The sequence below is a fragment of the Chitinophagales bacterium genome (genome assembly GCA_041392475.1).
Lineage (GTDB): Bacteria > Bacteroidota > Bacteroidia > Chitinophagales > UBA2359 > JAUHXA01.
Genome location: JAWKLZ010000002.1, coordinates 1,399,889 through 1,412,666, shown reverse-complemented (window position 1 = coordinate 1,412,666; position 12,778 = coordinate 1,399,889). Strand labels below are relative to the sequence as shown.

The window sequence follows — 12,778 nt, the reverse complement described above, 5'->3', positions numbered from 1 at the left end:
TTGCTAGCTTTTGTTATTTAAAAACGCAAAGTTATAAAAAGCAGTGCATAGATACAATGTATTCCTAAAAACCTGCGCTTCCTCCACGATACTTATTAGAAACTACTTTGAAGGTTGTGCGGCGATTGGCTTGATGTTGTTCTTCATCGCAGGTAACACCGTCTGCACACCCATTGGTCAATTGTGTTTCTCCATAACCTTTTGCAATTAATCGGCTTCGTTCTATTCCTTTTGAAGTGAGGTAATCTACGGCAGATTCGGCTCTTTTCTGTGAAAGCTCAAGGTTATAAGCATTTTTTCCTCGTGAATCGGTATGCGAACCCATTTCTACCAATAGAGTAGGATTTTCGAGCATCACGCTTGCCACCTCATTGAGCGTAGGTTTGGCATCTTCTCGAATATCCCATTTGTCCAAGTCGTAGTAGATATTTTGGAGGGTAATGGATTTTTGGATAAATACTTTGTCCAGTGTAATTTCCACATATACTTTCACTGTTTCTCCTGCAGCACCTGTTTTACCTTTGGTTGAAGCATTGACCGAGGCTGCCAGAAATCCAGCAGAAGAGGCACGCACTTTATAGTCGGTTTCTTTTTCTACTTCCAATGAAAAGAAGCCATTTTCGTCAGTCACCAAACGTTTTCCGATGCGGCTGTTGGCACTCAAACCCAATACTTCAACAACTGCGGTGGGAATAGGCTCTCTACGTACTACACCACTATTAGGATCTTCTGGATCTGCCAGTATTTTTTGAAATACCTTTCCCTCCAAGACATAAATAGGCTCTTTAGGTACTACTGGAATTGGAGGAACGGTATCTGTAATGACTACAGGAGGTTCTTCTTTTGGGATTTCTAATATGAATTTATAGATATCGTCTGCACCTTTTCCTCCATTGCGAGCAGAACTGAGATAACCTTCTGCCTCCACTTTGTCCATCATTTCGGGTTCGATGTAAGGAAAAAAGACAATCCCAAAGTCATCGGCAGATGAATTAATTGGAGCTTTGAGGTTTTCCACATTCGTCCATCCTTTTTTCTCACGGTCTGCACGATAGATGTCTAAGCCTCCCATGCCGTAATGCCCATTTGAAGCAAAATAAAGTCGTCCATCTGTTCCGATATACGGAAATCCTTCGTAGTTCTCAGTATTGATTTCTGGGCCGAGATTTTTAGGATAAGACCACAGACCTTCTGGCGTAATGGTGGACATATAAATATCTTTGTCGCCATAGCTGTCTGGAGCATCTGCTGCAAAGTACAATTCTTTGCCGTTGGGGGTAATATAAGGGTGTCCTACATTGATGGTGTCTTCTTCAAAAAGTACTACCTGTACTGGCACTCTCCATTTTCCGCCTTCACCTTTGTTTGTCACATATATCTGACAAAAATCGTCTTTTTCGTGTGGACTACCGCAAGCCGTAAAATACACGGTGTTGAAATCTGAGGTGAAACTCACTACGCCCTCATTGAAGGCAGTGTTGATAGAATCGCCAAACTGAACGGGTAGGTCATAGGTTACTTCGTTCAATAAATTGGCGACAAACAAATCAGAATATTTGTTTCCAGTCCAACCAAATTCATCTTCGCCCATTGATTCGCTTCTATCGGAAGTGAAAACCAATTGTTTATCCGCATATAATACAGGAGCATAGTCGGAGGCAATGGAGTTGATGCCCTGTAATTGAAGGATTTTATAATCCGTTTTGTCTTCCTGCCATTCTAATGCTTGTTGGCAGGCTTGTCGCTCTTTTGTAGCTCTTACTGCGTCAATGGGATTGCTGAGGGCATATTCTCTAAAGTTGACAATTGCTTCTTTGTATTTGCCATTGGCTTTGAGCATCAACCCATATTTGAACAATACAGCAGGTTCAGAGCTGTAGTCGAGTGCTTTTGCGTACCATATTTCGGCATTCTTGGTGTTGTTTGCCATTCGAAAAGACTCCCCTATTTTGTAGGCAATATTTGATTTTTTAATAAGGTCTGACTCTTTGTTGTATTCTTCAATCAGTAAGGTACTGGCTACTGCATATTGTTTATTTTGATAGGCAGTAGTCGCATCTATTGGGGCTTCAAATAGTTTACAGCCTGCTACTAAAAGTAAACTAACCGTAGTCAGTAGAAAAAGAAAATGTCTTGCAGTATTCATAGATATTTTTTTACGCTTCAATGTATTAATCTATTGGATAATCACAAAGTCTGACTTATTGTTTGCAGTCTTCATGGGCGAACTAAAAGTTGCCTCAATCTTTTGTACTAAAATAATCGTATAAAGAGGTCAAATAGTTCTCTTAATTAACAAAAAGAAGTCAAAAAATATTATAAAGTTCCTTGTCATCTGTTTGCTAAATTTTGTCATGTTTTTATTGTAAATACATATATTTTACGCAATTTTTTATTTAAATTTTATTTTGAAATAAATTGAATATCAAATAATTGAATAGATTTTCGCCTAAAAAAATATATTTTAAATCAATGAAAATATAGAATAAATAGTCAAGCTTTGATATAAATGAATCTTTCATACCCTATACCATCGTAAAACTAATCAGATAACTAAGTGCCTATGAAACTGAATACACTACTTATTTTAGACTGAACTACGGTAATATCCCAAATCTATGTTAACTTTTAAGAATATTTCGCTATTAGTATCCAGTTTATTGCTGGTTTGCGTGAGTCTTCTTGCTCAAGCAAACGCCAATACTCAAAAAGCAGATTATATCTACAACTTTATTCAGTATGTGGAGTGGAGTGGTGTGCAAGGCAATAGTGAAGTTATTATAGGTGTAATAGGAAACACAGAAGTGTATAGTTATTTAGAGCAGAAAGCAAATTCTAACGAAATAACCAGGCCTGTAAAGGTGCGTTCTTTTGATAATGTAAATGATTTATTAGCTTCTAGTTCTGCATTATGCCATATTTTATTTATCAGTGAAAATCAAAGTATTTTACAAGCAAATTTAGAAAAATTAGCGAGTAAAAGTATTTTATTAGTCGGTGAAAAGGTAGGTTTTACCCAACAAGGAGGCTTGATTAATTTTGTAGAAACCCGAACGGGCGCACTCAAATTTGAAATTAATCAAAGTAAAATGATTAACTATGGCTTCAAAGTAAGTCCACAATTGCTCAGAATTGCCATATTGCCCGATACATCTAGCCCCAATGTTGCAAATGGGTCAAAACCTTAAAAATACAATTCATCCTAAAAAGATGTCCACCCCCTTTCTTAAAAAACCGCTCATCAAAAAATGAGCGGTTTTTTTATTATCCTTCTTTCGGAAAATTTTTAGCAATTCTCCGAAGCGTATCTTCAAATGACCGAAATTTAAACCCAATCATTTTTTGAATTTTACTATTGTCATAAAAATATCGTGATTGCATCAATTGAGCAGTTTCTTTGGTAATCAAAGGGGCTTTTCTAGTAATCCACGACAAGGGTTTGGCTAATCTCCACGAAATAGCAGCAATCAAGGGATTGATTTTGAAACGAGGAGGTTTCTTACCAAATTTCACAGCGACTTGTGTAAAAAAATCTTGGTAGGTCGTATTGATTCCATTTAGAATAAACCGTTCGTTTCCGACTTTACTATCCATCAAACCAATCATTGCTTCCACCACGTCTTTTACATCTACAAAGCCTGTTCCTCCTGCTGGATAAAATGGTAAACCCTTGGCTACTTTAGAAATTAACTGACTACTTCCTTCATTCCAATATCCTTCTCCAATAATGACAGAAGGATTTACGATGACGACATTCAACCCTTCTGCAGCACCTCGCCACACTTCCATCTCTCCTCTGTACTTGCTAATAGCATATTGACTATTGTTAGGGCTATCCTCCCACTTAGTGTTCTCACTCACTCTATTATTTCGCTCACTTCTGCCAATTGCAGCAATCGAACTGACGTGAACTAATTTTTGTACACCTTCCTCCAATGCCAAATTCACCACATTCGCCGTGCCTTCCACATTCACTCGGTGCATCCATTCGTATTGTTTCGAGTCAAAAGCAATAACAGCAGCACAGTGATAAATCTTAGAAACGCCTACCATTGCAGCCCTCAAATTCTCTACCTCCAATATATCCGCTTGAAACCACTCTATTTGATCTTCAATGTCTGCCACCAAATCCATTCTACTTGAATTTCGTTTGATAGCCCTGATAGGATGCTTCTGTTGTTCAATCAATTGCCTAAGCAGGTGTGCTCCGACCAAACCTGTACCACCTGTAACGAGAATCATAGTATGCTGTTTTGATAGGCCTAAATTTACTCAACAATTTTCTCTAAAGCAATACTTCTTGATCCTTTCAAAAGTATCAGTGCATTTTGAAAATGCTGCTCATCAAACCAATTACGTGCATCTTTTGTATTTTGAAAGTGTAAAAATTGTCGTTTTTTATCCGCTTTCATTAGTTCGTTCCCCACCAACACTACTTGAGATACTTTCATTTCTAATAGCATTTTCAACAATTTCAGATGCTCCGTTTCGCTTTCCTTTCCCATTTCAAGCATATCTCCCAATATGACTACTTTATTTTCGCCTTTCATCTTTGCAAAATTTTGTAGTGCTGCTTCCATACTTGTGGGGTTGGCATTGTAGGCATCGAGTACAATTGTATTTCCATTTTTTTCAAGTATTTGTGAGCGTTGATTGTTAGGTTTATAGGCTTCAATGGCTTGCTTGATGTTTTCAGCAGAAACATTGAAGTAACTTCCAACTGCAATTGCAGCAGTCACATTGTCCAAATTATAAGCCCCAATTAATTGTGTTTGAATATCAATGGGGTCTAAAATAGCTCGTTTATTTTTACCTGTTTGAACTTTAGGATACCAATTTACCTTCAAAAAAGGCTCTGCACCTTCCATCCTTACATCTGTTTTGTACCATTCTCCACTTCCGTAAGTGGAAGCATTTTGAATAAAATAGCCAATTTTAGCTACTCGAAAATCGTTCATATTCAGAAAAGAATGTCCTCCAGAGGCATCCAAAAAATCAAATAGTTCTCCTTTGGCTTTCACAATCCCATTGACACTGCCGAAACCTTCTAAGTGTGCTTTACCAATATTAGTGATCAAACCAAAGTTAGGTAGAGCAATGCTACACAAAAAGTTAATTTCGTCTATGTGATTTGCACCCATTTCTACTATCATCATTTTGGTATCGTCTACTAAGGATAATAAAGTAAGCGGCACTCCAATATGATTGTTCAAATTGCCGATAGTGGCTTGTGTATTGAAGGTAGTTGCTAATACACTTGTTATCAATTCTTTGGTAGTTGTTTTACCATTGGATCCAGTGATTGCAATGCATATAGGTTTGACTTCTTTAAGGTGATAAGTAGCTAAGTCTTGTAGGGCGGTAAGCGTATCTTGAACCAATAGGTGTCTATCGCTTTTCTGAAATTCGGGGTTATCAATCACTGCATAAGTAGCTCCTCTTTTTAGAGCATCATCTGCATACACATTACCGTCAAAATTGGGGCCTTTCAAAGCAAAAAACAAATCATTTGGTTGTACTTTGCGGCTATCTGTACATACATGGTTATTCTTCCTAAAATAAGTATAGAGTTTTTTAGTAGTTAAGGGCATATTATTTTGAATTAGGGGGTACTAGGAAATCTGTTTTTAATGTATCAATTTCAATTACTGTTTTCTATTGGGGTTTTAATTAAGTTTAAACCATTATTTGGATAAATAGTTGGATAATAATACAAAAAGGCTGTAAAGTTGTATTTAACACTTTACAGCCTTTATATACTTGTATAAAATAGGGAAATAATGCACAGAATCCAGAGTTAGCAGGGAGTTTCCATTGTATGGGTTTTCTGGCTATAATCCATGATTATTTTGATAGAAGATGGGTTGGGAAATCGCAACACAACTTTGTCCAAAATATCAAAAGTTGCTTGTATCTCTTCATACTGTTCTTTCATTTCCCAATTTTCTTCTATTGCTTGTTCTATGGCTTTACTTTCTGTAAGGCTGGTTTCGTTATAACTATAACGAATGAGATCTTCTTGTGTAAACTGTTCGTACATAGGCGTTACTAATTTAGAGGGGGTTACTTAAGTTTGTATATTACGATTTACATAATCGCCTATAAAACGCAAGCTAATCTCTCTTTATTGTTAATAAGCCCAAGAATTTCTGCTAAAGCAGAATTTGTTTTTCTGTAATCATTTTACGCATGTTAATAAGCGCATAACGCATACGACCTAGCGCTGTATTGATGCTAACGTTTGTGATTTTAGCAATCTCTTTAAAACTTAGGTCTGCATAGTGTCGCAAAATAACGACTTCTTTCTGTTCGTCAGGCAGTTGTTCTACCAACTTACGTACTTTTGTATGCGTCTCGTTCTTTATCATTGACTTTTCAGGCGAATCTTCTTCAAATTTCAAAAATTTGAAGATATCATACCCTTCACTATTGGTAATCGTTGGTGTACGTTTTACCTTTCGATAGTGATCAATACAAAGGTTGTAGGAAATTCGCAAAACCCAAGGTAAAAACTTACCATCTTCATAGTATTTTCCCCTACGAAGTGTTTCTATTACCTTAATAAAGGTGTCCTGAAAAATATCTTCAGCCAATACTTCGTCTTTAACAAACATAAAAATGGAAGTATATACCTTTTCCTGATGTCGGCGAATTAATTCGGCGAGAGAATGCTCATTACCGGCCATATACATCTTGACCAATGCTCTATCACTAATTGTGTGCAAATCCATAGTTAAGCAATTATTTTGGGTGAAGGTAAAGAGTAGAATATCAACTCTTTCCTCTCAGTTTACACAAGTACAGTTTAAAAATTAGTGTAGAGTTTTCTAGTCTATAAGCATTCGTTTATTTGTGAAGAAATGAATTATTTGTTGTAAGTTCCAAACAAAAGTAAAAATATTTCATTGGAATCAAAAACAGTTGCCTATTGTTTTTTAAAAAAATGAAAGTTTTTGGACTTTTTAAGGGATTTTTTTCAACTTTTATTAAAAAAGAAATTTCCTTATTTCAAAGACTGTCATTTAGACCAAAAGGCTGCATAAGCATTGAAATACTTTTGCGTTTTTTGATGACAATGACTTAAATCAACTTATGTTCCGCACCTCTTTAAAAATCTTTGGATAATTCATTTTTTTTACAGTTCACCCTTAACAAATAATACAATTCAATTTTAAAAATCTAAAAATCAATTGTTTGTAGAATAAAAGTCAAAAAACAGTTTGATTCTCTTAGTTAAAGAATGTTTATTATACATAGAGTGTTTGCTTAAAATTGGAGGTCGATGCCAAATAATGAATTTATAAAAAAATAAGTTAAAAATTATTGATACTTATAATTCAATATTATTAAATGAATTGCAAAAATGAGTTAATTGCTTTTTTGAAAAAAAGGGTGCGAAGTGTGAGATCAATGTAATTTATCAATTTAATCAACTCATACTATCCACAGTATTTTAATGACGATGTGTGATTTTATCATTGATTTTGAACTTTATTAAGGTAACTTTGTCCCTCCAATTTTCTAAAATATATGATGAAAGATATTGAAACTGCTGACCCCAAAAAAAATATTATTATAAAGGGTGCAAGAGTACATAACTTGAAAAACGTAAACGTAATCATTCCACGAAATAAATTAGTGGTTGTGACAGGTGTGAGTGGATCAGGAAAATCATCTTTGACAATAGACACCCTTTATGCCGAAGGACAAAGACGGTATGTGGAAAGTTTATCTTCTTACGCTCGCCAATTTTTGATGCGTATGGATAAACCCGATGTAGATTACATCAAAGGAATAAGTCCTGCAATCGCTATCGAACAGAAAGTCATCACTCGAACTTCCCGATCTACAGTTGGTACTCTTACTGAAATTTACGACTACCTCCGTCTCTTATTTGCCCGAATCGGTAAGACTTACTCTCCTATCTCTGGAAACCTTGTCAAAAAGCATACCGTTTCGGATGTTGTCGACTATATCACCTCTTTAGAAGAAGGCAGCAAAGTTCAAGTTTTCATTCCCTTTGAAGTAAAAGATGGCAGAACACCACAGAATCAGCTATCTATTTTACTGCAAAAAGGTTTTACGAGAGTAGCAATCGACGGTGAACTTACACGCATTGAAGAAGTGAAATTGCGAAAAAATGCTGCTGTCACCAACATTCAAGTATTGATTGACCGCCTTGTTGTTCACAACGATGAAGATACCCGAGTACGAGCTGGTGACTCTGCCCAGACTGCCTTTTCGGAAAGTATGGGGGATTGTATTGTTGAAGTAATTGGTAGTGAAACCAGTATCTTCAACAATCGTTTTGAAATGGACGGCATTCTTTTTGAAGAACCCAACGCACACTTTTTCAACTTCAACAATCCTTATGGGGCTTGCAAACGTTGTGAGGGTTTTGGTCATGTAATAGATATTGACGAAAATTTGGTAATTCCCAATCGCAATCTTTCTGTCTATGAAGGTGCAGTAGTTGCATGGCGTGGCGAAAAAATGAGTCAGTACCAAACGGAACTAATCACGAATAGCCACAAGTTTGACTTCCCAATTCACCGAGCGATTAAAGACCTCTCTCCAGAGGAGTACGATTTATTGTGGAAAGGCAATAAATATTTTCAAGGATTGAATGATTTTTTTGTGATGTTGGAACAATCCAGCCACAAAATTCAGTACCGAGTCATGCTTTCTCGCTACCGAGGGCGTACCTTATGCAAAGACTGCAAAGGCACTCGATTGCGAAAAGATGCTCAATATGTGAAAGTTCATGGCAAATCTATTGCAGATTTGGTATTGATGCCAATCAAGCAACTGCATTATTTCTTTGAACAAATCCAACTAACAGACTACGATCAGGAAGTTGCCAGCCGCATTTTATTGGAGGTGCAAAATCGCCTCAAAATAATGAAAGACATAGGTTTGGGGTATTTGACCCTTAACCGTCTATCCAGCACACTTTCGGGAGGAGAAACCCAGCGCATCAACCTCACTCGAAGTTTGGGAAGCAATTTGACCAATTCTATGTATATTTTGGACGAACCCAGCATTGGTTTACATCCGAGAGATACACAACGGTTGATTAGGGTATTGAAGGAATTGCGAAATTTGGGTAATACAGTTGTCATTGTCGAACACGAAGAAGAAATCATTCGCAATGCAGATTATATCGTTGATATGGGGCCTATGGCAGGACATCTTGGCGGTGAAGTGGTTTTTGAAGGAGATCCCTCAGAATTATTAAATAGTCAAACCAGCCTTACCGCTGATTATTTGTTGGGTAGAAAGGAGGTCGTCATTCCCGAACACCGTCGAAAAGTCATCAATGCCATCACCATTCACCATGCTACGCACCACAATCTCAAAGATATATCTGTTACTTTTCCGCTCAATGTCATCACGGTGGTATCAGGTGTAAGTGGTTCGGGCAAAACTTCGCTGGTCAAGGATATTTTGTATCCTTCCCTCAAGCGACATTTTGAAGGAGCAGGTGATGCGCCTGGTACACACAAAGAAATCAGCGGTGATTTGAGTAGTTTATCCAAAATAGAACTGATTAGTCAAAATCCATTGGGGCGTTCTTCTCGCTCCAATCCTGTGACGTATATCAAAGCTTATGACGCTATTCGAGAATTGTATTCTCAGATGCACTTGTCAAAAATAAATGGCTTCAAAGCCAAGCATTTTTCCTTCAATGTAGAAGGTGGTCGCTGCGAAACCTGCAAAGGAGAAGGATATGTCACCATCGAAATGCAGTTTTTGGCAGATGTGCGCTTGCGATGCGAAGAATGTGAAGGCAAACGGTTTAGGCCAGAAGTCATTGAAGTAGAATACAAAGACAAAAACATTCACGATGTTTTGGAAATGAGTGTGGATGAAGCGATTGATTTTTTTGAAGACCGTCCTGATGTTGTCAATAAAATACAACCACTTCAAGATGTAGGACTCGGGTATGTCAAACTGGGGCAATCTTCCAGCACTTTGAGTGGAGGAGAAGCCCAACGGGTAAAATTGGCCTCTTACCTCGGCAAAGGTCGCTCTAACAATCCTGTCCTTTTTATTTTTGATGAACCTTCTACGGGGCTTCACTTCAATGACATCAAAAAACTCTTGGCTGCCTTCAATGCTTTGGTCGAAAGTGGGCATACCATTGTGATTGTCGAACACAATATGGACATCATCAAATCTGCAGATTGGCTCATAGATCTTGGCCCTGAAGGAGGCGACGAAGGCGGATACCTCCTCTATCAAGGTGTACCAGAAGGACTGCTTATGGTAGAAAATTCTTATACGGCTGAGTATTTGAAGGAGAAACTTTGATTGGGAAGCAGTCTGACAGGACGAAAATATATGTTTTGAAATTCATGGACAAAAGTGTAAATTTGAAGTAACAACATTTAGATCTTTTTAAGCAATAAGCCCATGTCCTTCAAATGTATCTTCTTTTGGTTCTTACTTTTACTACCAATTCTAAATTTTGCACAATCGAGCGAAGCAATAGAATATGCCAATACTGCCAAAAAGCACATGGTAAAGGGCGAATACAAAGAGGCTGCAAAAAACTATGAGAAAGCCCTAAAAAACGATAAAAAAAATGATGAGTATTGCTACCAACTTGCGCTGGCCTATTACCGCCAAAGCAAATTTGCGGATGCCATCGAATACCTACAAACCATCATTCAACAACCCGCCGAAAAATTGGAGTATTACCGCCTACTCGCCAATGCTTATGACCTAAAGGGTGACTACGAACAAAGTACTAAAATTTTGCAAAAGGCATTGAAGCAATACCCAACCGAAGCAGAATTGTATTTTGATTGGGGAGTGATAGAGTGGCTGCGAAAAAAGCCACAAGTAGCTTTGGATAAATGGGAACAAGGTATCAAAATTGACCCCAATTATCCCGACAATTACTTTTGGGCGGCAAAAGTGTATGCTACTTCCAATGAACCTTTGTGGACATTGCTGTATGGTGAACTGTTTATGAACATTGAGCGAAATGGTGGCGACCGCTTCAATGAAATGGGTAAACTTGTTCTTGACACGTATCTGTGTGTCCTAAATGATACCCTTCCTGAACCCAAACTTTTATTGGAGCGAACGAAAAGCAATTCATTTGAAAACGCACACAATGAACTGCAAAATGCATTGAAGAATAATAAAGTAGATAACTCTGATTATTTTGATCAAATTCAATCTGTTACTAACTACCGAGAACGCTTTTTGGAATTGTGGCAACAGGGTTTTGACAAAACCTATCCTACTCCACTATATACCTATCACCAAGAATTGATAAACGCAGGAAATTTTGAATCCTATAACTATTGGCTATTCAATCAAGCAAATATTCGGGATTACAATCTTTGGATACAGACTTTTGAAGGAAAAAAGGGTTTTCAGAATTTTATGAGTTGGTATTTGACTCATCCGATAAGGATTCATACACAGAGTTTTTTGGTACGAACGGAGTATGTGGAGTAGTTTTGATTTTCTTGAAACTACAACAAATAGAAGTTAAAATACTCGAAAAAGAACTGATGCTAAAACGCCATAAACTTCTACAGGCAGAACTATGTCCTACGTATTGAATCTTTGTAATAAAAATGAATACATGACAAACAATCACTTTTTCTATAAAAACCTGACCAAACATTCAATGTCTTTGGTAAACTTATTGGGCAACGAACACTTATTTAGCCAAGTTCCCGAAGACTGGCACATGGTGGTATTGGATATAGAAAAATCAACTCAAGCAGTGAAAAATGGTTTTCACAAAGATGTCAATTTAACTGCAACGGGCGGTATCATCGTCGTTTTGAACAAACTGAAAACCATTGACAAAAACTTAAAAATTCCTTATTTTTTTGGTGGAGATGGAGCTACTTTCGTTCTCCCAAATTCATTTTTAGAAGAAATCTTGGCTGTTTTGGAGAACTACCGCCACCATGTTAAGAAAAACATGCACCTGAATTTGAAGATAGGTTCTTTTCCAGTCAAAGAAGTATATAGACAAAATCGGACTATACGAATTGCTAAATTTGACTTAAACGCTCAACTCACCGTTCCAATCGTACTAGGAACAGGATTGAAGTATGCAGAGGGAATTATTAAGTCCCTTTTTGTCGATGAAACAGAAAATCATAAACAACTTACTCCTGTAAATTTGGAAGGAATGGAATGTCGTTGGCAGGAAATAGACCCGCCTTATCCCGAAGAAAGAATAGTCTGCTTATTGGTCAACTGCCCCAATGATGTTTTACAAGGGAAAGTGTATCAGCACATTATTGCTAAAATTAACGCTATTTTCGGCACTTATGAAGAACGGCAACCGATTTCAACGATTAAACTCAAGTTGGACTTAACCCTCCAAAAAATCAAAGAGGAAATGTATGCCCGCATCGGTAAATACAACTTTGCTTACCTCATCAAAAACTGGCTGATTACCATTTTCGGTAAATATTATTTCATTTATTTTGAAGAAGGACGGGCTTATCTGCAAAAAGTGAGTGAGTTGTCTTATACACTCATGATTGACGGAACGCTGAACAATGTTATTTCTGGTACACAACAAGAAATTGATGAATTGGTGGTTTTTTTGGATAAATTGGAAGCCAAAGGTAAAATCAGATATGGCATCCACACTACTCATGCTTCCATTATGTCGTGTTATGTAGAAGATAGAAAAGAAGCACATATCCATTTTGTGGATGGCACAGAAGGAGGTTATACTGCTGCCGCTGAAATGTTTAAAGGAAAAGCGTTGATAAACCAGTAGTTCACCAAC

At 37.2% G+C, this 12,778-nt stretch carries 9 protein-coding genes; 4 read left to right on the top strand and 5 right to left on the bottom strand.

Annotated elements, in window-relative coordinates; genetic code table 11:
- Window positions 1-64: 64 nt before the first annotated feature.
- On the bottom strand, window positions 65-2,146 hold the full coding sequence (locus tag R3E32_18975; GenBank protein MEZ4886819.1) for an OmpA family protein: 2,082 nt from the start codon (window positions 2,144-2,146) through the stop codon (window positions 65-67).
- 472 nt (window positions 2,147-2,618) lie between these two features.
- On the opposite strand from R3E32_18975, the gene R3E32_18970 reads away from it, so the two are divergent.
- On the top strand, window positions 2,619-3,188 hold the full coding sequence (locus tag R3E32_18970) for a YfiR family protein (GenBank protein MEZ4886818.1): 570 nt from the start codon (window positions 2,619-2,621) through the stop codon (window positions 3,186-3,188).
- 76 nt (window positions 3,189-3,264) lie between these two features.
- Here R3E32_18970 and R3E32_18965 read toward each other — a convergent pair whose 3' ends face one another.
- The 4 genes from R3E32_18965 to R3E32_18950 form a co-directional block, all read right to left on the bottom strand.
- Window positions 3,265-4,242, bottom strand: coding sequence for an NAD-dependent epimerase/dehydratase family protein (locus R3E32_18965; protein MEZ4886817.1), 978 nt, complete (start codon window positions 4,240-4,242; stop codon window positions 3,265-3,267).
- Window positions 4,243-4,268: 26 nt separating this feature from the next.
- The gene (gene murF / locus R3E32_18960) at window positions 4,269-5,591 is read right to left on the bottom strand and encodes a UDP-N-acetylmuramoyl-tripeptide--D-alanyl-D-alanine ligase (protein MEZ4886816.1); all 1,323 of its coding nucleotides are present in this window, start codon (window positions 5,589-5,591) and stop codon (window positions 4,269-4,271) included.
- A 206-nt stretch (window positions 5,592-5,797) separates the two neighbouring features.
- A complete protein-coding gene (locus R3E32_18955; GenBank protein MEZ4886815.1) occupies window positions 5,798-6,040 on the bottom strand; it encodes a hypothetical protein in 243 nt (80 codons plus the stop codon).
- A gap of 112 nt (window positions 6,041-6,152) precedes the next feature.
- The gene (locus R3E32_18950; GenBank protein MEZ4886814.1) at window positions 6,153-6,731 is read right to left on the bottom strand and encodes a sigma-70 family RNA polymerase sigma factor; all 579 of its coding nucleotides are present in this window, start codon (window positions 6,729-6,731) and stop codon (window positions 6,153-6,155) included.
- Between the two features lie 799 nt (window positions 6,732-7,530).
- Here R3E32_18950 and uvrA point away from each other — a divergent pair.
- The 3 genes from uvrA (at window position 7,531) to R3E32_18935 (ending at window position 12,769) form a co-directional block, all read left to right on the top strand.
- The gene (gene uvrA, locus R3E32_18945; protein ID MEZ4886813.1) at window positions 7,531-10,314 is read left to right on the top strand and encodes an excinuclease ABC subunit UvrA; all 2,784 of its coding nucleotides are present in this window, start codon (window positions 7,531-7,533) and stop codon (window positions 10,312-10,314) included.
- A 102-nt stretch (window positions 10,315-10,416) separates the two neighbouring features.
- Window positions 10,417-11,475 (top strand): tetratricopeptide repeat protein, encoded by a 1,059-nt coding sequence (locus tag R3E32_18940; GenBank protein MEZ4886812.1) that lies wholly within the window; start codon window positions 10,417-10,419, stop codon window positions 11,473-11,475.
- A 130-nt stretch (window positions 11,476-11,605) separates the two neighbouring features.
- A complete protein-coding gene (locus tag R3E32_18935) occupies window positions 11,606-12,769 on the top strand; it encodes a DUF3095 family protein (protein ID MEZ4886811.1) in 1,164 nt (387 codons plus the stop codon).
- Window positions 12,770-12,778: the final 9 nt, after the last annotated feature.